General features: G+C 39.8%; 14 protein-coding genes and 1 pseudogene. 13 read left to right on the top strand and 2 right to left on the bottom strand.

Annotated elements, in window-relative coordinates; genetic code table 11:
• Positions 1–61 precede the first annotated feature (61 nt).
• The 5 genes from WSC_RS0114110 to WSC_RS0114090 all read left to right on the top strand — a co-directional run bounded on the left by WSC_RS0114110 (position 62) and on the right by WSC_RS0114090 (position 9534).
• Complete coding sequence (locus WSC_RS0114110; protein WP_016956589.1) at positions 62–3076, top strand: TonB-dependent receptor; 3015 nt, start codon at positions 62–64, stop codon at positions 3074–3076.
• A 143-nt stretch (positions 3077–3219) separates the two neighbouring features.
• Entirely contained in the window at positions 3220–3534 is a 315-nt protein-coding gene (rhaM, locus tag WSC_RS0114105) for an L-rhamnose mutarotase (RefSeq protein WP_016956588.1), read from the top strand.
• Between the two features lie 484 nt (positions 3535–4018).
• The gene (locus WSC_RS0114100; protein WP_050996188.1) at positions 4019–5434 is read left to right on the top strand and encodes a sulfatase-like hydrolase/transferase; all 1416 of its coding nucleotides are present in this window, start codon (positions 4019–4021) and stop codon (positions 5432–5434) included.
• 76 nt (positions 5435–5510) lie between these two features.
• Positions 5511–6734, top strand: coding sequence for a glycoside hydrolase family 88/105 protein (locus WSC_RS0114095; RefSeq protein ID WP_016956586.1), 1224 nt, complete (start codon positions 5511–5513; stop codon positions 6732–6734).
• A gap of 16 nt (positions 6735–6750) precedes the next feature.
• A complete protein-coding gene (locus WSC_RS0114090) occupies positions 6751–9534 on the top strand; it encodes an alpha-L-rhamnosidase (RefSeq protein WP_016956585.1) in 2784 nt (927 codons plus the stop codon).
• An 87-nt stretch (positions 9535–9621) separates the two neighbouring features.
• Here WSC_RS0114090 and WSC_RS0114085 read toward each other — a convergent pair whose 3' ends face one another.
• The gene (locus WSC_RS0114085; protein WP_026016853.1) at positions 9622–10407 is read right to left on the bottom strand and encodes a DeoR/GlpR family DNA-binding transcription regulator; all 786 of its coding nucleotides are present in this window, start codon (positions 10405–10407) and stop codon (positions 9622–9624) included.
• A gap of 469 nt (positions 10408–10876) precedes the next feature.
• Here WSC_RS0114085 and WSC_RS0114080 point away from each other — a divergent pair, with 469 nt between their 5' ends.
• The 7 genes from WSC_RS0114080 (at position 10877) to WSC_RS0114050 (ending at position 20767) form a co-directional block, all read left to right on the top strand.
• Positions 10877–11650 carry a glucose 1-dehydrogenase gene (locus WSC_RS0114080; protein WP_016956583.1) on the top strand — a complete coding sequence of 258 codons (774 nt, stop codon included), beginning with the start codon at positions 10877–10879 and terminating at the stop codon, positions 11648–11650.
• Positions 11651–11722: 72 nt separating this feature from the next.
• Positions 11723–12553, top strand: a complete 831-nt coding sequence (gene kduI / locus WSC_RS0114075; RefSeq protein ID WP_016956582.1) for a 5-dehydro-4-deoxy-D-glucuronate isomerase — start codon at positions 11723–11725, stop codon at positions 12551–12553.
• 404 nt (positions 12554–12957) lie between these two features.
• Positions 12958–15150: a bifunctional rhamnulose-1-phosphate aldolase/short-chain dehydrogenase gene (locus WSC_RS0114070; protein WP_016956581.1), complete on the top strand. Its 2193-nt coding sequence runs from the start codon at positions 12958–12960 to the stop codon at positions 15148–15150.
• A 30-nt stretch (positions 15151–15180) separates the two neighbouring features.
• Positions 15181–16473: an L-rhamnose catabolism isomerase gene (rhaI, locus tag WSC_RS0114065; protein WP_016956580.1), complete on the top strand. Its 1293-nt coding sequence runs from the start codon at positions 15181–15183 to the stop codon at positions 16471–16473.
• A 210-nt stretch (positions 16474–16683) separates the two neighbouring features.
• The gene (locus WSC_RS0114060) at positions 16684–18396 is read left to right on the top strand and encodes a purine-cytosine permease family protein (RefSeq protein WP_016956579.1); all 1713 of its coding nucleotides are present in this window, start codon (positions 16684–16686) and stop codon (positions 18394–18396) included.
• Between the two features lie 139 nt (positions 18397–18535).
• Positions 18536–19942 (top strand): FGGY-family carbohydrate kinase, encoded by a 1407-nt coding sequence (locus WSC_RS0114055; protein WP_016956578.1) that lies wholly within the window; start codon positions 18536–18538, stop codon positions 19940–19942.
• A 117-nt stretch (positions 19943–20059) separates the two neighbouring features.
• The gene (locus WSC_RS0114050; RefSeq protein ID WP_016956577.1) at positions 20060–20767 is read left to right on the top strand and encodes a FadR/GntR family transcriptional regulator; all 708 of its coding nucleotides are present in this window, start codon (positions 20060–20062) and stop codon (positions 20765–20767) included.
• Between the two features lie 579 nt (positions 20768–21346).
• Here the strand turns inward: WSC_RS0114050 and tnpA are convergent.
• Complete coding sequence (gene tnpA, locus WSC_RS24900; RefSeq protein WP_016956575.1) at positions 21347–21496, bottom strand: IS66 family insertion sequence element accessory protein TnpA; 150 nt, start codon at positions 21494–21496, stop codon at positions 21347–21349.
• A gap of 225 nt (positions 21497–21721) precedes the next feature.
• On the opposite strand from tnpA, the pseudogene WSC_RS25050 reads away from it, so the two are divergent.
• Positions 21722–22054: pseudogene (locus WSC_RS25050) on the top strand (tyrosine-type recombinase/integrase); the annotation flags it as partial.

Here is a 22054-nt window from a genome sequence, read left to right as displayed (position 1 = left end):
TGTGGTTAGATGAACAGGCTGGATCAAATTAAAGACATGGGCATAACAAAGGAACAACATAATGAAGAACATTTTTAACAAGAAAACAGGTGTAGCAATAGCAATTACTGCAGCATTAAATGGGTATACTGGTTTAGCGGTTGCACAAGAAGGTGCTGAGGAAGTAACAGAAACAATTGAAATTAAAGGTATTCGTAGTGCACTTGCAAGTGCACTCAACCAAAAACGCGATACGACTAATCTTACCGAAATTATTAAAGCTGAAGATATTGGTAAGTTGCCAGATAACAATTTAGCTGAAGTGTTGGAGAACATTACAGGTGTTCAGATTGACCGAACTGCTGGTGTTGGAACTCGAGTGCAAATTCGTGGTACAGATGCAAATCGTGTCGAGATAAACGGAATCGGCACTGTCGGTTCAGGCAGTGATCGTACTGGTATTAGTTTCGAAGACTTACCAGCGGCAATTATCGCAGCGGTGGAAGTAACAAAAGCACCGACAGCTAAAACTATAGAAGGTTCTGTCGGTGGTACTGTTAACTTAAAAACAATTCGTGCAAATTCTTTAAAAGAGCGTTTGTTGCAATTTAGAGTTCAAGGTGAGCACAGTGATGTTGCCGACTCAGTTACTCCTAGAATTTCTGGTTCATACGGGGACAACTGGGATACAGATTTAGGTAAATTCGGTGTTGTCGTGACTGCTAGTTATGCTGAGCAAGACGTTGCTTCTGTCAACCCAAGGTTTGACCGTGACAGAGTTGTTATGCCAGATTCAGGCCGAGCTAGTGCCGAAGATTTTGCTTTTATGCGTACCCAATTTTTAGATCAACCTATTCGAGCTTCTGACTACGAGACTAAAAACTTTACAACTTCTATTGAGTTTGCACCAACGCAAGACTTAAAGTTCTATTTTGATGCTACCATTAATGATCAGGAAGAAGCAGGTAAAGGTTCGAGAGCATATTTCTCTGGTACAGGTGCAAACCCTGTTATCGATAATACCAATAATACCGAATTTGAAACTGTTAAATTGGGTTCGGTTGATGGTATGTACGGAAATCTTGATCTTGGCGAAATTCGTGTCGTTAAAAGTGGTGTGATTGGCATTGGTGGGAATCCGAACGAGGATCCAAATTTACGGATTGATGGAAACACTGGCTCTCGCTTAACAAAGAGCAGAGTTTTTGGCTTTGGCTCAGAGTGGACAACTGAGCGATTGAAGTTGAATGCTGAGGTTTCATATGCGGATTCAGACACTAAACTACCAGGGTTAAATTCAACCTTAGATTTTATTAATCCGAATGCACAGCAACCAGGTCCTGGATTGAGTAATGATAACGGAACACCTGCGATATTTAATATCAAAGGCAATACTTTCGAATTTGGTATTGCGCCAGGGTTAGATGAAACACCAGATCGGGCTGACCTTTTGAACCCTGCTAACTATGCTTTGCGTGGTGTTAGTCAGATCCTAAATACCAATAAAGGTGATGAAACGGCATTTAGAGTAGATGTTAAATACGATGTTAGTGATTTAAATCCGATATTTGTTGATTTTAATGCAGGTGTTAGATGGAACAAAGCGACTTCAGCTCGTAATAATAGCAATATTAGTTCGAGCTTTGGTAATTGGGATAGACCTAGAGCAAACTTATTCAGTGATATCGTGGTTGCAGGCCCGAATAACTTCAACAGCGCTGATGATCGTACGCTATTTGTTGCTGACTATTTGATGATAGACAATGACATTGCTTTTGGTGATCCTAGCCGCGTAATTGACACTTTAAATCAAGCGATTGCTACCAACAACGCTAATTCAGATGCAAACAATGAGCAGCTCGGTAGTCCAAATGTGAGTACATCTGCGTACTTTGATATTGAAGAAGAAACGACTGCTTTTTATGTGCAGGGGGATTACGAAGCTGAACTGGGTAACGTCTTAGTAAAAGGTAATTTGGGTGTTCGTTATGTTAGCACAGATTTAACCTCAGAAGGTGTTTCTGAAATTAATGGTCAAGTTGAAACAGTGAATGAGTCTGCTTCGTACGACTTTGTGCTTCCAAGATTCAATTTATCTGCTGAGTTTGGTGACGGTCTATTTATGAGAATTGGCGCGGGCAAGGATATACGTCGACCTGACTTCAACGCATTGTCTCCTTCAGCCACCTTTGGTAATAGTCCTTCGTCTGTTGTTACAGTGGGAAATCCGGCGCTCGAACCTGAAGAAGTTAAATCTTATGATCTTTCTTTTGAATACTACTTCTCTGATGCTGCATTAGTTAGTATTGGCTTTTTCCAAAAAGATAGAACAAATTTAATCACCCCGGTACAAGAGCAACCGGCTGAGCCGATTGGCTCAACAGGTCAAATTGAACGTGATGTAACCGCTCCATGTGAAGATGGTGGTATTTTTAACCCGAATGTACCACCTGAGAACTACAACGTCTTTTCTAGTCGCACTGATACCTTCGGTATTTGTGTTGCGCGCCGCACTGACATTAACGCGAGTGGTTCTGAAACTCAGAAAGGTGTAGAAATTGCCGCACAATATGATCTTTCTGATTTCGAAGATCAGTTGGGTTGGGCTTCTGGTTTTGGTGTGATTGCCAACTACACTCGTCAAGAGGCTAGCGGTGGTTTGACAGAGTTTCGCAGCGCTACCGGTCCTATTAATGAAATATTGGGACGCACTGATACTGATAACAGTACACCGACGCTGGCTGATGACGTTGTTACCCAACGAATTACTTTAGATAACTTATCTGAAGATGCTTACAACTTCACCTTGTTCTATGACAAACATGATTTAAATGTTCGTTTACGTTATACGTGGCGTAGTGCCTTTACCAAAGAAGAAAATGTTATGCGCTTTAATTTACCGCCTGTGATAGGTGCTCGAGGCCAGTTGAATATGAGCGTAAATTATGACTTAACCGATTCTATCTCTGTGGGTATTGAAGGGGTTAACTTACTTCGTGAAGACCGAACCAAGTGGTGCTTTAACGAGGGCGCATTACTTTGTGAGCAAGATATCGCAGATCGTCGAATGACAGCAGGTATAACTGCAAAGTTCTAAACAAAACCTAGTTTGTTTAGCTTGCATCAAACTCCAGCCTAGCCGCTGGAGTTTTTTTATACAATTCTTTTGTTTGTATGTGATTATATTTGATTGATATAATCTGATTGTTTAACACAATTTCAGCTTTAAATAGGTACTGTATGGAAAAAATAGCGTTCACAATGAAAATTTACCCTGGTCAAGCGGCGGAATATGAAAAGCGTCATGATGAAATCTGGCCTGAGCTGTCTGAGGTATTAAAGGGCGCAGGTGTCAGTGATTATTCAATTTTTTTGGATGAGTCAACTTGTGTTCTTTTTGCTGTGCTTTATTGCGATACACCAGAAAAACTCGACTTGTTGCCACAGCACCCAGTCGTGAAAAAGTGGTGGGCTTTTATGGCAGATATTATGGAAACTAATGAAGATAACTCACCGGTTTCCAACCCATTAACAAAAGTTTTTCATTTGGCGTAATAAAAAGGTGTAATTTGCATTAATGTGACTTGACGTGATTGAAATTGGATGTATGATGTCGCCACAGACTTGCTGCGTAGTCGTGTCACTAGTAATTACGCCTGCTTTGTTTTTACTAGTGTAGTGGCATAGTCTGTAGGGGACATAGTGGTTCGGAAACAATTTTAGTCCCTGAAGGAGACTATTGGATAGTCTTCATAATATGTGTGTGTGAGGCATGGATGCTTCTTTTTTTAGAATATATCTACCCTGATTAGCACGTCAAATTACTCTCTATTATCCATTTGTTGCAACTACCATGTCTTATTTGACGGGTATTTGTAAGAATGATGGTCAAAATAAATCATGTTTAATCAATATATGCCTTTAAATTTAGTTTGATTAATGTAATATTGGTTAAAATAATATGGTTAATGTTGGTTAGTTTGTAAACACTTCCAGTGTGCTACTTACACCAGCTATAGAGTGGATAACGAGGTCTTTAATGAAAGTGTATCGCGGTAAACGAAGTATATTCGCCTTTTGTATGAGCGTGCTGCTAGCAGCTCCATTTATGGCTCAAGCGGCATCTGCCGAAAAGCCTAACATCATCTTTATATTGTCGGATGACTTGGGTTTTAACCAAGTTGGCGCATATGGCAACACGCCAATTAAAACCCCTAACTTAGACAAAATGGCCAAAAATGGCATTCGTTTTGATAATGCATATGCTGGTAACACTGTTTGTTCACCTTCACGTGTTGCTTTATTCACAGGTCGTGACGGTCGTTACATGAGCAATAACTCAAATACTGTTGAGTTAAATCATAAAGACATCACAATGGCACATGTACTTAAGTATGCAGATTACGACACTACGTTAATTGGTAAATACTCTATTGGTCAACAAATGGGTGTTACTGATCCCTTAGCTATGGGTTTTGACACTTGGTTTGGTGTGTATTCAATTTTAGAAGGGCACAGACAATACCCACAAATTTTCTGGCGCGACGGTCAAAAAATCCGCGTTAGAGAAAATGAAGGTGGTCGTAAAGGTGTTTATGCACAAAAAATCTTCACTGAAGAAGCGATTAAATACATTGAACAGCCGCGCGAAAATCCTTTCTTCATGATGTTAACTTACACTACACCTCACGCTGAGCTTGGTGTACCAGAAGAATATAGCAACCAGTACCGTTTCCCTGAAAAAGAATACACAGGTATGAAAGGTGGCAAGCCAGCAGACAAATATGCTGCTTATTATCCTGAACCAGTTGAAAAGCCGAATGCGGTATTAGCGGGCATGGTTACTGCGTTAGATGATTATGTTGGTAAACTTATTCGTACCTTAGAAAAAGAAGGCAAATTAGACAATACTTTAATTTTCTTCACTTCTGACAATGGCCCGCATGATGAAGGTGGTGCTTCACCTGAATTCTTCAAAGCTTCTGCGCCTTATAAAGGTCAAAAACGTGATTTGTACGACGGTGGTATTCACGTGCCTATGATTGTTCATTGGCCAGCACAAATTAAACAAGGTCGTGCAGACAAAACACCTTGGATCTTCGCTGACGTTTTACCTACGGTTGCCGATATTGCGGGTGTTGACTTAAACATTGTTCCACGTGTGCATACTAATGGTAAATCTATTAAAGGTTTATTAAACGACTCGCCAGTGAAAATGGAAGAGCGCGTATTGTACTGGGAGTTCGCTAAACAAGTTGGCGATCCTAACTCTGGCATTATCGGTGACACATACCAAGCAGCACGTAAAGGTGATTGGAAAGCAGTTCGTTACGGTTTTGATGCTGAACTTGAGTTATACAACATTGTTAAAGATCCATCTGAGTCTAAAAACTTGGCAACTAAATATCCAAGTACTGCAAAAGAGTTTTTCGATTTATTCGAAGAGTACAAATAAGTTTGCAAGTTAGATGAGGCTGCAAAAGGAAATGCTGGCTCAAAGATAGATTGGTCGAATTTGAAGGTAGATTATTATGAAATTTAATTTGAAAAAATCACTGATGCCGGTTGCTGCTGCAATTTTATTGGCGGGTTGTGGTGCAACAAGTAACTCAACAAGTACTGATTCAGTTGCTCAAGTCGTAACAGCACAACAAACTGAAAAGCAAATTCATGCAACTGCAAAAGATGTTGCCAACCGTGCTGCTAACTGGCAGATGCAGCAATTAGATAACTTGTACTATATTCCTGAGTCACATAAAGCTAAATCAGAAAACGCTAAGTTTTGGATCCAAGCTTCTTATTTTATAGGATTAATGCGTTGGATTGACACAGCAAATGACCAAACTTTGTTAAAACAGGTTGAAGCGATTGCTGAGCGCGAAAACTATGAATTGTTGTTAGAGCGCCCATATCACGCGGATGATCATACAATAGGTCAAACTTACATTTGGTTAGCTGAAAAAACGGGCAATAAAAAAGCTTACGCAGCTACACAAAAATTATTCGATTGGATCTTAGACAATAAACCTACCGTTGGTTTAGAAATGTTAGATTCAACCGCTTCTGGTCATGGTAACGTGCATTTAGAAGGTAACTGTCAAACACGTTGGTGTTGGGCTGATGCTTTGTATATGGCACCACGTACTTGGATAATGCTAAGCAACATTACCGGCGATCCTAAATATTTAGAATATGCTGACCAAGAGTATTGGGCTGCAGCTGACTATTTATTCTCAGATAAATACGGCATGTTTTTCCGTGATAGCCGCTACTTTGATATGAAGAGCGACAATGGCCAGCCAGTATTCTGGGGCCGTGGTAACGGTTGGGTATTTGCTGCATTGCCACTTATTATTGAAGCTTTACCAAAAGATCACCCATCGCTTCCACGTTATATTGAATTATACAAAAAGAATGCTGCTGGCTTAGTTGGTTTACAAACAGAAGAAGGTTATTGGCCAGCTTCGTTATTAGACCCTGATAAAGTTAAAACCCCTGAAGTAAGTGGTACAGGTTTTATTACTTTTGGTTTAGCTTGGGGTGTTAATAACGGTATTTTAACTGATGAAAACACCAAAAAAGTTGTTGAAAAAGGTTGGGATGCGTTAGTACGTGCAGTTGAGCCAAGTGGGCGCGTAAACTGGGTTCAACACGTTGGTAAGTCACCTGATCCAGTTAAGAAAACGGATTCGCAGTTATACGGTGTAGGTGCAGTATTACTGACTGCAAGTGAAATGGCTAAGTGGTCGAAATAACTTGTAAAGGTAACTAATGAATAAGTATTGGATGTTGGTTAGTGCACACAGGCTTGTCATGACTGTGCTTGGGTTTTGCTTGTTATTTGTGGCCTGTAGCTCAGGTTTTAATCAACTAGCAAAAACAGATGCCCCTGTGGCGTTGAGTGTTGGTGAAAACTTTATAAACCCAGTTGGATATTATGAAGATAAACCAAGATTTTCATGGAAGCTGTCCGACGATGCAAAGGCCAATATCCAAACAGCTTATCAAATTCAAGTTGGTGAGAAAAACAGCCAACTTGAAGCTTTCTCCGCTAATTTATGGGACTCCGGCAAAGTAGACTCAGCGCAAAATGCTTGGGTTAACTATGGCGGATTAGCATTAAAATCTCGCCAGAAACTACAGTGGCGAGTTCGAGTTTGGGATAGTCAAGGCACGGTTTCTAGTTGGAGCGAAATAAACAGCTTTGAACTTGGCTTGTTGTCTAACCAAGACTGGCAAGCAAAATGGATAGCCCATCCTGATACTTTGTTGGTGAATAAACCAAGCCAACAAACTATAGCAACTGCGCAGTATTTTCGTAAAACATTTTCAGCTCAGCGCAATATTAAACAAGCAAGATTGTATGTTACAGCCAAAGGATTGTTCAAAGCGCATATTAATGGCAAACAGGTGGCACCAAATGATGTGATGACGCCTGGCTGGACCCCATATGCTAAGAGAATTGAAACCCTTACTTACGACGTAACAGATATGTTGGTATATGGTAACAATGTGCTGGCAGCAAATTTAGCCGGTGGTTGGTACACTGGGCGTGTATATAAGTTTACTGACAAAGAGCATAAGTTAACGCCTGAATTTTTAGCCCAACTTGAGCTTGTTTATCAAGACGGTAGTACACAAACCATTGTTACCGATAAAACTTGGCGTGTTACTCAACAAGGACCAATTCGTTTTTCGAGCATTTATGACGGTGAGCATTACGACCAAAACAAACACATGTCAGGGTGGACAAAATCACCATTTGATGAACAAAAATGGGTAGCTGCAGCTGAATCAGCCATTGATTTGCAAGTAGAGTTGTTACCGAAGAGACACGTACCTGTTCGCAATGTTAGCGAACTCGAACCAATCGATCATTTTGCAAATGGCAATAACTCAGTGGTTTTTGACTTTGGCCAAAACATGGTAGGCGTACCAAAAATAAAATTGCCGACTATCGCAAATAAGCAAATTAAAATTCGTTTTGCAGAAGCTTTACATAAAGGCGAATTTTATACTGATAACTACCGGAGTGCGCAATCAACAAATTTATTTACTCCCGCTTCAACAGGTATTTCTGAGTACCAACCTACATTTACCTACCATGGCTATAGATATGTTGAAATATCTGGTTTTGACCCTGCAGCGCAGCCTGACAAATCTTGGGTAACAGCGATAGTTCAACATTCAGATGTTGAGGTTAAAACAAACTTCACATCATCACACGCTAAGCTAAACAAATTGGCGCAAAACATTCGCTGGGGTTTAAAAAGTAATTTTTATGATATACCACTTGATTGCCCACAACGTGACGAACGTTTAGGTTGGACGGGTGATGCACAAGTATTTACCACACCTTCAATGTATATGGCTGACGTGTATGCGTTTTGGTCTGCTTGGTTGCAGAGTGTGCGTGAAGAGCAATTTGAAGACGGTGGTGTGCCACTTTATATTCCTTTTGTTGAATGGATTAACTGGCCATCTTCAGGTTGGGGTGATGCCGCAACCATTATTCCGTGGGAACTATACCAATTAACCGGTGATCAACAGATATTAGCTGACAATTACCAAATGATGACTCGCTGGGTTGAATATCATCAAAGCCAAAGTAAAGACTTAATTTCGTCGATGAAAACTTTTGGTGATTGGTTGCAGCCATATCCAAACCCAGAGTCAAAAAATCCAAACCGTGGTGATACTGATTTTAATTTAATTTCGACAGCTTACTTTGCACGTTCAGTTTATTTAACGGCGCAGACAGCAAAAGTGTTAGGTAAAGAAGCCGAAGCGGCTGAATATGAACAAATGTTCTCGCAAATTAAAGCTGCTTTTATTAGCCATTACTTTAACGATGACTTGTCGCTAAAAACTGGCCAGGAAACCCAGACAACCTATTTATTAGGGTTAGCTTTTGAGCTGTTCAGTCAAGAGCAAACTCAAATCGCACAGCAGAAATTAATTGAGCTAATTGAAAGTGCGGATGTTCATTTACGCACCGGCTTTTTGGGTACGCCATTATTAGCTCAAGTGCTACAAGACGCAGGCCGTAGCGATCTAGTTTATGAGTTAATTTTTAAAGAGACCTATCCATCATGGTTTTACTCAATCAATAATGGTGCAACAACTACTTGGGAGCGCTGGAACTCATATAGTATTAAAGATGGCTTCAACCCTGAGGGGATGAATTCATTGAATCATTATGCTTATGGCAGTATTGCACAATGGTTTTACCAAGGTATTTTGGGCATTAAAGCTAAAACACCTGGCTTTAGTGAAATTGTGATTGAACCGCAAATTTCCGATTATTTAGACTCAGCAGCAGGATTTTATGATACGCCAGCTGGTCAGATTAAAGTACGTTGGGCTATTAAAGACAAGCAATTTGATTTGACAGTAAAGATACCGAACAACACTAAAGCTGAAATTGTGTTGCCTGAATTTTCAGCCCATACACTGGCGATTAACGGCGAGCCTGCAAAACCTGAGGGTTTGAAAGCGCTAAAACCTGGCGAATATCAAGTTTCAGTAAGTTTAAGCCAAACTACACCTTATTAATCGGGTGTAGTCAGTAGGCTGGTTTTTAACTTATGTTAACCTTGCCTGCGGTATAGCGTTTAACCCAAGGGCACAAAAAATACCGAGCTAATCGTTAGCTGCTTCTACCATGATTACTTTTATGTCGTTTTCTTCAAAGTGTCGAATCAACTCTGGGTCTGCGTTCGAATCTGTGATCAACATATCAACATCTTGCAGCGGACAAAGAATAAAATTACTGCGTTTTCCTAACTTAGTGCTATCCGCAAGAATCACCAACTTTTCTGTTTGTTTCATCAAGCGTTGTTCTGAGCGTATTATTAGTGGGTCTGATTCCATTACACCAAAAGGACCAATACCTGCTGTCCCCATAAACATCATAGTGCTGTGGTAGTACTCTGTGTTATCTTTTTCGTAAGAGCTGAGAATAATGCCTTGCTCACGATAAATTTCGCCTCCTGGCAGTGTTACTTGAATATCCGTGTTTTGACTGATGTAAGAAGCTAGCACAAAAGAGTTTGTTAGCATATTCAACTTGGTATCTCGTAAGTATTCACCCATCATGTAAGTTGAACTGCCGCCGTTTACAATAATTGACGAGCCGTTTTTACACAATTGTGCTGCACGCTGAGCAATACGTTTTTTGGTCTCTGTATGCTTTTCTTTGTCGACGAAAAATGTTGAACTAGATAGATGTTTTTTATGCGAAGACGGATTGATAGATTGTGCGCCCCCTCGGATTTTCTTAATTTCACCTCGCTTAGACATCTTGAGAATATCTCGGCGTATCGTTGCTTCGGACGCATTCAATTTTTCAGTTAAACTTTTAACGCTTGCGAATTGTTCCTTGGCGAGAATATCTAATATTAGTTGCTGTCTATGTTTTTCTAACATTGGAAACCCTTTCCCATTATTATTTACAGTTTGATTTAAATCGCTACCCATCTTTTATTCACAATTGTCTTTTGGTTAAGTTAATAGTTCATCCTGCATTATAACATAATTGACATAAAAAGAAATTTTAAGACTGAATTAGATTGAAATGTTTGTTTTGTGTTGTTTTGGTGTTTCTTTTGTGTTTGCATATGATTACCGTCGGTTCTGATATGAATATATTCCGATCAAGTTAATGGTAGATGTGTCTTTATCTTGTCATTACTAGTCACTTGTGTATCTTAATCCGGCAAAAAATAACTTTTTATTGCACATGATAGCAAATTAAAGAAAATACCTTTTATCATTATAGTATGGTTAGGTTTGTCGCTTTTAAGCTAGTACCAAGATCGCCTGCAATAGACTATTTTATTATTAGTGGTTGACTTGGTTTTAGGTCGTTTATTGTAATTTCTTAACGGGAAAAATTATGCAAGCTTATTTAACTCAACAATTCGGTCTTAATGACAAAGTAGCAGTTGTTACTGGCGCCAGTCGTGGTTTAGGTCAGGCTATGGCTATTGCACTTGGCGAGGCTGGTGCTACGGTTGTTGCCGTTGGTTCAAAACCAGAGAATGTCGCTAAGACGATAGATATTTTGAAAGAAAAAAATATTGAGTGTTTGGCTCTTGGGTGTGACCAAAGTGATGGAGAGCAAATTAAGGCTGTTATTAGTGACACAATTACTAAATTTGGCCGCATTGATATTTTAGTTAACAACGCTGGTACGATTAAACGAGCGCCAGCACATGAGTTTTCTGATGACGACTGGAACGAAGTGATCAACATCAACTTAAATGGTGTGTTCAAGTTTTGCCGTGAAGCTGGTAAACATATGTTGAAACAGGGCTCTGGTAAAATTATTAATATTGCTTCTTTGTTGAGTTTCTCTGGTGGTATTACTGTGCCAGCATATGCCGCTAGTAAAGGTGGTGTAGCTCAAATTACTAAAGCACTAGCCAATGAATGGGCGCAATCTAACATTCAGGTTAACGCAATTGCACCTGGTTATTTTGAAACAGACAATACATACAATTTGCGTCAAGATGCTGAGCGTTTTGCCAGTATTTCAGCGCGTATTCCTGCCGGCGAATGGGGCAAACCAGAAGATTTAGCCGGAGCAACCGTATTCTTATCAAGTAAAGCATCAAATTATATGAATGGCCACGTTATGTTAGTTGACGGTGGTTGGATGGCACGTTAAAACGCCATTCGTCTGCCCAAACTCTTAATAAAGTTTGGGCATTGCAAAATATTATAGTAAGCGGAGAAAACGATGGATTTTTTATTTGCTGCGGATATTCGTAGCTACAAAGATATGCGTAATCAAGAGTTACGCGACGCATTTGTTACCCAACAGTTATTTGTTGACGGCGAAGTTAAATTGACCTACACAGATGTTGACCGTGGTTTGGTGGGTGGTATTACCCCAGTTGAAACTGCGTTAGAATTGCCGACTCATAAAGAGTTGGCTGCAGATTATTTTTGCCAACGTCGAGAAGCTGGTGTCATTAATATCGGTGGTAAAGGTTCAATTATTGCTGATGGTGTCACCTATCAGATGGAAAACAAAGACAGCTTGTACTTAGCAAAAGAAACCAAGTCTGTTCAATTTAAATCTGAGGATGCTAACAATCCAGCAAAATATTATTTAGTGTCTTATCCAGCACATAGAGTAACTAAAACGGTTCACGTACCAAAAGCGGCTGCTAATAAAATCGAATTAGGTTCACCTGAAACATCAAATGAGCGAACTATCTTCCAGTCAATTCGTCCTGGTATTGTCGATAGTTGCCAGTTGGTAATGGGTATTACAGAGTTAAAAACGGGTAGTGTTTGGAACACCAAACCACCACATACTCATTTTCGACGTACCGAAATATACATGTACTTCGATATTCCCGAAGATGAACGTGTATTCCATATGATGGGAGAGCCAGCTGAGGTTCGTTCTTTATCTTTACCTAGTGGCGTCGCAATCGCTTCACCTAGTTGGTCTATTCACAGTGGAGTAGGTACAACTAACTATACGTTCATCTGGGCTATGGGTGGAGAAAACCAAGAGTTTGATGATATGGATCACCTAAAAGTAACTGATCTAAAATAATCTCGCCTTTATTAACCTTCAAGGTGATTGAACGCTGGATTACTTTGAAGGTATTTTCTCTTTTAATCTGTCTTCTTTTGTTCTAATTCCATTACTTTTGATTATATTCAATATTATGATAATCGGATATTTCCAAATGTTAAAAAATATTTTCATTCTAAATCAATTTTCCCGAATGTGAATTTTACAACATCAAAAAAACCACTTACTTTATAATTCTGTTTTTAAAGGTTTTTATTAAACGAGGTTGAAGTTTTTATGAATTTTTTTTGTAAGCTTTTGTTTACTAAATGTTATTTATAGATGATTTAAAGTGATTGAATGTGCTTGACTGTGTTTGTTTGTGGTGTATCATATTTGGAATAGTTTAGTAGTAATAGTATTCATAGATTGGGAGCACACAGATGCCTATAAACAAAGATGAATTTCGCCATGTAAATTACAACTGGGACGATGAAGTTGCTGAGGGTTTGTCAGAAGTAGAAAGCCTTGTATATCGTTCAAACGCGTTAGGTGCAGACCAGCGTATAACTAATACTGGTGGTGGTAACACATCAGCAAAGATAATGGAAACGGACCCATTAACTGGTGAGCAAGTTGAGGTCCTTTGGGTAAAAGGTTCAGGTGGTGATTTACGTACAGCTAAACTTGAAAATTTTTCTTCTTTATATCAAGGTAAATTAAATGCGTTGGAAGGTGCTTATCAACAGCAACCTGTAACTGGCTACAAGTCAGCTGGTGAAGATGCAATGGTTGGTATGTACAAGCATTGTAACTTCTGCTTAAACCCACGCGCGTCATCTATCGATACGCCTCTTCATTCAATGATTGCTGAAAAACACGTTGACCACTTGCATCCGAATGCGGTTATTTCTATCGCATCTTGTAAAGACCAAGAAGCTTTAACAGAAGTTGTTTGGGGCGGCAAGATGGCATATGTTCCTTGGATGCGTCCAGGATGGGAAGCAGCAAAAGTTTGTGAAGAAGCTTATGCAGCTAAGCCTGATTCTATTGGTATCTTATTAGGTCAACATGGCCACACTAACTGGGAATCAGAGAGCAAAAGCTGTTACGAAACCTCTTTATGGGTAATTGAAACTGCTGCACGTTATATTGAAGAGCACGACAAAGGTGAAATGACTTTTGGTGGTGCTAAAGTTGAGAGTTTATCTGAAGAAGACCGTACTGAATTATTGCGTAAATTTTTACCAGTTGCTCGCGGTATTATTTCAAACAAAGTTAAGTTTATTGGCACAGTTCAATGTGATGAAGCAGCACTACGTTTCGTAAACAGTGTTGATGCTCCGCGTTTGGCTAAATTGGGTACTTCATGTCCTGATCACTTCTTACGTACTAAAATTCAACCTTTATATGTTGATTTTAACCCTCAGCAAGATAGCTTCGAAACTTTGGTTGAAAAGTTTAACGCTGGTATCGAGCAATATCGTGTTGAATACACAGAATACTACAACAATTGTAAGCGTGATGATTCGCCTGCAATGCGCGACCCAAGCCCGACAGTGGTGTTGATCCCTGGTGTTGGTATTATCGGTTGGGGTAAAAACAAATCTGAATCACGTGTAACGACTGAATTCTATAACTGTGCTATCGAAGTTATGCGTGGTGCAGAGGCAATTAGTGAATATACAGCATTGCCACAGCAAGAAGCGTTTGATATTGAATATTGGGCGTTAGAAGAAGCTAAATTACAACGTATGCCAAAAGAGGCGCCTTTAGCGCGTGATGTTGTTGTAGTGATTGGTGCTGGCGATGGTATTGGTAAAGAAACTGCTTTCCGTGTTGCTAAAGAAGGTGCTCACGTAGTTTGTGCTGACTTACGAGCCGAAGCTGCACAAAAAACTGCTGACGAATTAACTGCGATTTACGGCCAAGGCATTGGTGTTGCGGGCACTGGTATTTCTGGTTGCGGTCCTGCAATTGCTGCTGAAGTAAACATTACTGATCGTGCAAGCGTTCAGAAAATGTTTGAAAAAGTTATCTTAGCTTACGGTGGTATCGACAAAGTTATCGTAACTGCTGGTGTATTCTTAGCGCCGGGTCAAGCTGGTATGAGCAACGACCAACAATTTGATGTTAGCTTCGCAGTTAACGTTAAAGGTGGCTATATTGTAGGTACTGAAGCAAACGAAATCTGGAAAGCTCAAGGCTTAAAAGGTGCGTTAGTATTAACAACTAGTGTAAACGCTGCTGTGTCTAAGAAAGGTTCACTAGCTTACGATACATCAAAAGCGGCTGCTAACCACTTAGTTCGTGAATTAGCGGTTGAATTAGCGCCACTTGTAAATGTAAATGGTTTAGCGCCTGCTACAGTTGTTAAAGGTAGCACTATGTTCCCACGTGACCGTGTAATTGCTTCTTTGAGCAAATACAACGTAGAGTTTTCAGAAGCTGATTCAGATGACGATTTACGTGACAAGCTAGCGAATTTCTACGCACAGCGTACTTTAACTAAATCGCCTATTACGCCTGCTGACCAAGCTGAAGCTGCTTACTTAATGGTTTCGGGTCAATTAAGCAAAACAACTGGCCAAATTATTAGTGTAGACGGTGGTTTACACGAAGCCTTCTTGCGATAAGCACGAAGTATATTCGAGAGGATAATTAACATGACAACACGTATAGATAAAGCTCTAATCGCTGAACAAAACGCTAAGTTAGAAGGTTTCGTGAAAGAAGATTATGAAGCGTTAGGTAATAAATTAGCTCGTGAAGACATCAACATTGATGAAATCACAGCTAAAGCAGCTGAATTCCAAATCGCTGTACCTTCATGGGGTACAGGTACTGGTGGAACGCGTTTTGCGCGTTTCCCTGGTATAGGTGAGCCTCGCAACATCTGGGAAAAATTAGAAGATAGTGCAGTTATCAACGATTTATCTCAAGCAACTGAGCGTGTATCTCCACATTTTCCTTGGGACAAAGTGGATGACTTCACTGAATTAAAACAATTCTCTGATGAGCTTGGTTTAAAGTGGGATTCTATTAACTCAAATACTTTCCAAGATCAAAAAGACCAAACTGCAAGCTTTAAATACGGCAGTTTAAGCAATACCAGCCAAGAGTCTCGTGATGTGGCTATTCAACACAACTTAGATTGTATTGAATGGGGTAAAACTTTAGGTTCTAAAACTTTAACTGTTTGGGTTGGTGATGGTTCTAACCACCCAGGCCAACAACATTTCCAACATGCGTTCGAGCGTTATTTAGAAAGCATGAAGAAAATTTATGCTGGTTTACCGTCTGATTGGGAAATGCACATCGAACATAAAATGTTTGAGCCTGCGTTCTACTCAACTGTTATCCAAGACTGGGGTTCAAACATCCTCGCGGCTATGGAATTAGGTCCACAAGCTAAGTCTTTAGTTGATTTGGGTCATCACGCACCAAACGTAAACATTGAAATGATTGTTTCTCGCTTAATTCAATTCAAGAAATTAGGTGGTTTCCACTTCAATGATTCTAAATACGGTGATGATGACTTAGACAGCGGTAGTTTACACCCGTACCAACAATTCTTAATTTTCAATGAATTAGTGGATGCAGAGTACCGTAAACAAGAAGGTTTTGGCCCTAACTATATGTTAGACCAATCACATAACGTGACTGATCCAATTGAAAGTTTAATGAATTCAGCTGCAAGTGTTCAACGTTCATACGTTGCTGCACTTTTAGTTAACAGACCATTATTAACTCAGTACCAAAACGAAAACGATGCATTAATGGCAAGCAATACGTTGAAACATGCATTTAATATTGATGTTTCTCCTATCTTAGCTATGGCGCGTTTACGTAAAGGCGGTGCAATTGACCCAATTGCAACTTATCGCGCTTCTGGTTACCGTAAAGCCGTTGCTGAGGTTCGTCCTTCTAACGGTCAAAGTGGCTCTGGTATCGTGTAGTCCCTGGTGAAGGAACAGGACAATTCCTTCATTTTATGTGTGTGTAGTTGAGGCAGGGACGCCTTTTTTCTTATTGCTTTTACTAAGAAATTTAGACCTCAATCATGTAAAAGGAATAGTCGTCTAAATTTAAAATTATAAAAGTGTATTAACTATTTGTAGCTGTCTTCAAATTAATAAAATTCAAAGAAGAGGGCTCGGAGGTCTAACATGGCAACAGCCGAAGAATTTGAAACTCAAGCCGTTTCACCCAACAAGCTCCAAGGAGCTAAAACATTTGCAGCAAGCTATGCAGGCGAGCACGTTGCAGGTACAGAATTTGTTATTGGCGCGTTATTCGTTTCTTGGGGCGTAAGCGCGAACGATGTTTTATTAGGGTTAATTTTAGGTAACCTATTTGCGGTATTAACTTGGGGTTTAATTACTGCGCCTATCGCAACAGACACACGTCTGACGTTATACGCATATCTCGAAAAAATCGCCGGCCCTGGCACAATCAAAGTTTATAGTGTTATCAATGGTATTTTATTCTGCGTGTTAGCAGGGGCAATGATTACCGTATCTGCATCGGCTGTGCAGGTGTTATTTGATATTCCACCTCAAACCAATTGGTATCCAACTAACTTAGGTTTTGTTGGTGTTGTTTTAGGTGTAGGTGCAATTGTTGTTTATATGGCAGTTAAAGGCTTCAAAAAATTAGCTGCTTTTGCCGAAATTTGTGCACCTTGGATGATCTTAATGTTTTTTGTTGGTGCATTAGTATTATTGCCAACAATAGTGGACGGTACCGCTGGTGTTGCCTCTTTATCTAGTTTTGATGATTTCTTAAATATTGCCAATAATACCATTTGGGTTCAACAGCCTGATGCTGGTGTTGGTTTTTGGCATGTAGCTGCATTCGCATGGATTGCTAATCTAGCTATGCACGGCAGCTTAGGTGATATGACCTTATTACGTTTCGCTAAACATCCACGTTATGGTTATTTCTCAGCTTTAGGTATGTTTATCGGCCATTACATGGCTTGGGTTTGTGCGGGTATTATGGGCGCAGGCGCAGCTATCTTAATGGGTACAACTATTACTCAGTTAGACCCTGGTTCAGTTGCTTTCCAAGCATTAGGTGCATCAGGTATTTTAGCGGTAATTATCGCTGGTTGGACAACTTCCAACCCAACGATTTATCGTGCTGGTTTAGCTTTTAGTTCACTTAACTCAAAATGGGGTCGCACTAAAGTAACTATCGTTGTTGGTGTGGTCACTACAATTGTTGCTTGTTTCCCATTTGTATTTTCTCAGTTGTTAGGTTTTGTTGGGATCATGGGGATTATGTTGGCTCCTGTTGGCGCAATTATCGTAACCGAACACTGGATTTTCCCAAAAATCGGTTACACACGTTATTGGTCTAAATACAAGAACAACACAACTAATTTTGCGGCATTAGCAACTTGGATTGTTTCTTTGGGCGTTGCTTACGCGTTAGAAGCGAGCGGTACTTTACACTTGTTCTTTATCTTAATTCCTATCTGGTTATTCGCGACTGCGCTATATATAGGTCTAGCGGGCGCGATGGGAGCAAAAGCAAGTTACAAAGAATCTAAAACAGCTGAAGTTGCCGAGATACGTCGTAAACAAGCTGAAGCTGAATACCTAGAAAATGAAAGTAAAGTAAGCGCATCTGCAGCTCCGGTGCAATTACCAGTTCTTGCTAATTTAGCTAAATACGTTTCATACGCCTCTTTGTTGGCTTGTATTGCAATTGGCTTTGCCTCCTATGTAAATAATGATATGGAATCTGCTCGTTCTTGGTTAATTGTGCCAACCATCATTTATTTCATAACAGCCACTTATGCTTATATTGCAGCTCAGCAATCCGAAGAATCTGAGTCCGGCAAGGTTGAAAGTAAGCCAGTTCAAGCAAGCTAGGCTTGCTAACTAAACACATTTCTGACCAAAAAGGCTCAACTTAGTTGAGCCTAAACTCGTTAAAAATTAGCATTTGCTCGTTTGCAGATAAACAACCCCAGACAGCAAATTGAATAGAAACAAATATAGAAGTATTCCTATGCAGAAAAACGACCAAAAATATAGTTTAATTATGGATATTGGTAAAACCCACGTGAAAATTCACGTATTGGATCAGGGTTACAATTCAGTGTTTTCTAAACACATTAGTAATAAGGTCGTTACCACGGGCGCTTTTCCTAGCGCAGATGTTGTAAGCATTTGGGAATTCTTCAAAACATCGATTCAACAGGCATCAGCAAATTACCTAATTGAAAGCTTGAGTATAACCACTCACGGCGCAACCGCTGCTTTGATCGACCGAAATGTCGCTGACGACCAAGCGTTAGTGCTACCCGTTTTGGACTACGAATACGAAGCTGTATTTAACGATTGTGCTGAATATGAACAAGCTCGTCCTGAATTTACCACAACCTATTCTCCAAGTTTGCCGGCAGGTCTTAATTTGGGTCGTCAATTGTTTTGGTTACATAAAAATTACGCTGAAAAATTTGACCAAGTAACTGATATTTTGATGTATCCACAATATTGGGCATGGCGCTTTACAGGCCACTTGTCTTCAGAAATCACTTCGTTAGGTTGTCATACTGATTTATGGGACATTGAACAAAATCAGTTGTCTGTGCTTGTTGACAGGTTAAATTGCCGTAGTAAATTTCCACCACTAAAACCGGCTTGGCACTGTTGTGGAACGATTAAAACCGAATTAGCAAAAGAGCTAGGTTTGCCTGAGAATTGTAATTTTTATAATGGACTACATGATAGTAATGCGAGCTTTTTACGTTATCGTTTAACGCAAGGCTCACAACCTTTCACCGTTGTTTCTACGGGAACTTGGACTATTTGCATGGCGTCGCAAGTTGAATTAAGCAATTTGGATCCGACGAAAGATATGCTAGCAAATATCGACGCTTTAGAAACACCAATAGCGTGCGCTCGTTTTATGGGGGGACGCGAATTCGCTGCCATTTGTGCGCAAACATCATGTTCAGTTTCAGATGCGTTCACACAAGCAGATTTACAAGCTGTGATCGACAACAATGTATATGCATTACCCAATTTTGCGGGGGGGAGTGGTCCATTTGGTGATGCCACTGCTCGTTTTATTGGTGATGTGCAAAATTACAACGGTGTTGCTGTTGCAACTCTGTACACTGCGTTACTTGTCGACTATCAATTATCACAATTAAATGCTCAAGGTGATATTTATATTGAAGGGGCATTTTTGAAAAATCCGTTATTATGTGGATTGCTCGCTCAGTTAAGACCAGAACAAAAGGTATATTTATCTATGGATGATACAGGTACAGTTGCAGGAACAGCAGCTTTAACTAATTGGGGGGCTGTGGAGTTGCAAGTAAACACTGGTACTAGCTCAGCGTTAACTCTAGAGAATATCGACTCTTATAGGTTGTCTTGGATAGAGTTAATCTCTGCGAAATGCTAGTTAATCCTATCTAAAATAATACTTTTGTAATTAATTGGCAAATTGGTAAAATAGCTTAACTGGGTGACAATTGATAGCTTGGCTTAGGCCGCTTGAGTATGATAGAGATTTACAGGTATGTCGAAATTTGACGCATTTAAGGTAATTACAACTGAAAGACTTTATATTAAAGTTGCTGGTCAATTAAAGGAACTTATTGAGCAAGGTGTTTTTAAACCAGGCGAACGATTTCCTGCTGAAAGATCATTAGCTGAAAAGCTAGGTGTTAGCCGACCGACTATACGTGAAGCTATGATTGCACTAGAACTTGCTGGTTTAATTGAGATTCGAACAGGTTCAGGTATATACGTTGCATCAGCACAGGTTAAAAAAGACCTGCAACCATCAGATGACGAAATTGGCCCGTTTGAAAACCTAGAAATGCGTTATATTTTCGAATCTGAAGTTTGTGCATTGGCGGCCCAGCGAATTACTAACGACCAGTTGGATAGACTTGAAGCGGCTTTGCATAAAATGGAAATTGAAAAGCACAGCGCTATTGCTTGTGAAGAAGCAGATAGTGAGTTCCATTTAATTATTGCTGAAGCTTGTCAAAATACAGCTATTTATAGAACGGTAAAATGGCTGTGGGAAGCACGCAATAAAGCTTACAGAAGCACTGAATTTTTCCAGCGAATCCGCAAAGAAGGCGTTCACCCATCCATTGAGGAACACAGAAAAATCTACCAAGCTCTGTCAAATCGAGATAGCGAGCGAGCTAGGTTGGCTATGAAAAACCATATAGACGGTGCTACTGACAATGCCGCTAAGCATTTTGAAGACTAACGGTAATCGGACGTATGCTTAAAATCTATTAGTGTGATTATCAAGGGAGCTTGGTGGTTTGATCTGATCCAATAGTTTTGGGCACCTCATTAAGTGAGTAGAATAACTCGCAGAGGTGAAAAATTACAAAAGTTTAAAAAGAAAGAAAAACCCATTCAATCGAATTTAAAGACAAAGCTTTAAAATTAGCAAGTAAAGTAGGTGTTGCACAAGCTGCCAGAGAGTTAGCCGTATATGAATCCCAATTATATACCATTGGCGCAGTGGAGCTCAGAAGAAAGCTTCTATTTCAGACAGAGAAATCACCTTATCAGCAGAAAATGCTAGGTTAAAACGCCAACTGGCTGAACAAGCCGAGGAACTAAAAATCCTAAAAAAGGCGGCAACCTAGTTCGCGAAAAATCAAAAATAGCACGTTTTTAACTTATGCACGAGCACCATCAATCGTTTCATATTGTACGATTGGTGTGTGTTCTGCGCGTTTCGCCAAGTGGGTATTATGCATGGTTAAAAGCAAGCCAACAGCCAAGTGAGCGCCAAAAAGCTCGCAAGTTAGAGATGATAAAATCAAAGTTGCTATCACTTGCCTTGGAATTGCAATGCACTCTTACGCGCATAAAACGGTTGTGGGTTTAAGCCATGTTGGCGGCAGTACTCGGCGATACTAAGTTGGCTTTGTTGCTGCTCGTTGATAATTTGCAACCATTGGTTTGCTTTTGCTGTTGGCATATGGATTCTCCAATTTAATGTGAAGAACCAAGATTACTTTTTGTGAAACATTAGGTGAAGTTGTGGTTTAACCGACGCTTACACTCAAAGGAGCCAAGTACACAACACATATTGTCGGAGTGTTAGTTCATAGGTTACGTTTTATGTCAAATAATCTTTATTATTGGACATAGTGAGTTTGTCGAATTAGAATTGATTTATTGTGTTTTTTGTTTTGAGCTTAACATGACAATACCAAAAGCCATTCCTTTGTTTCCATCCTATCAAGAGCTAAAAGATTTCGATTGGCAAAACTATCCTCAATTAACTGAGTTTTTTAATAGCAACCCCGACTGGTATCGTCAGCTCTGGACTTGGGCAAAAGACTATTTAATTTATCTCGGTCGTAACAAATCAGAACATACTTATATTCGCTTCCGCTCTGATGTTGAAAAATTGCTCTTGTGGTGCTTTTTAGTTTCTAAGAAGCCGCTTATAGATTGCCGTAAGTCTGACATACTCGATTATTCTGAGTTTTTCTTTAAACCACCTCAAACTTGGATTGCTTTAGCCAACGTA

The sequence above is a fragment of the Catenovulum agarivorans YM01 genome (assembly GCF_000281085.1).
Classification (GTDB): Bacteria; Pseudomonadota; Gammaproteobacteria; order Enterobacterales; family Alteromonadaceae; genus Catenovulum; species Catenovulum agarivorans.
This window is presented reverse-complemented; position numbering and strand designations above follow the sequence as displayed.

Bases quoted from the DNA above. Each gene is read 5' to 3' on its own strand.
- WSC_RS0114110 (WP_016956589.1), top strand. From the start codon at position 62: ATGAAGAACATTTTTAACAAGAAAACAGGTGTAGCAATAGCAATTACT.
- rhaM (WP_016956588.1), top strand. From the start codon at position 3,220: ATGGAAAAAATAGCGTTCACAATGAAAATTTACCCTGGTCAAGCGGCG.
- WSC_RS0114100 (WP_050996188.1), top strand. From the start codon at position 4,019: ATGAAAGTGTATCGCGGTAAACGAAGTATATTCGCCTTTTGTATGAGC.
- WSC_RS0114095 (WP_016956586.1), top strand. From the start codon at position 5,511: ATGAAATTTAATTTGAAAAAATCACTGATGCCGGTTGCTGCTGCAATT.
- WSC_RS0114090 (WP_016956585.1), top strand. From the start codon at position 6,751: ATGAATAAGTATTGGATGTTGGTTAGTGCACACAGGCTTGTCATGACT.
- WSC_RS0114085 (WP_026016853.1), bottom strand. From the start codon at position 10,407: ATGTTAGAAAAACATAGACAGCAACTAATATTAGATATTCTCGCCAAG.
- WSC_RS0114080 (WP_016956583.1), top strand. From the start codon at position 10,877: ATGCAAGCTTATTTAACTCAACAATTCGGTCTTAATGACAAAGTAGCA.
- kduI (WP_016956582.1), top strand. From the start codon at position 11,723: ATGGATTTTTTATTTGCTGCGGATATTCGTAGCTACAAAGATATGCGT.
- WSC_RS0114070 (WP_016956581.1), top strand. From the start codon at position 12,958: ATGCCTATAAACAAAGATGAATTTCGCCATGTAAATTACAACTGGGAC.
- rhaI (WP_016956580.1), top strand. From the start codon at position 15,181: ATGACAACACGTATAGATAAAGCTCTAATCGCTGAACAAAACGCTAAG.
- WSC_RS0114060 (WP_016956579.1), top strand. From the start codon at position 16,684: ATGGCAACAGCCGAAGAATTTGAAACTCAAGCCGTTTCACCCAACAAG.
- WSC_RS0114055 (WP_016956578.1), top strand. From the start codon at position 18,536: ATGCAGAAAAACGACCAAAAATATAGTTTAATTATGGATATTGGTAAA.
- WSC_RS0114050 (WP_016956577.1), top strand. From the start codon at position 20,060: ATGTCGAAATTTGACGCATTTAAGGTAATTACAACTGAAAGACTTTAT.
- tnpA (WP_016956575.1), bottom strand. From the start codon at position 21,496: ATGCCAACAGCAAAAGCAAACCAATGGTTGCAAATTATCAACGAGCAG.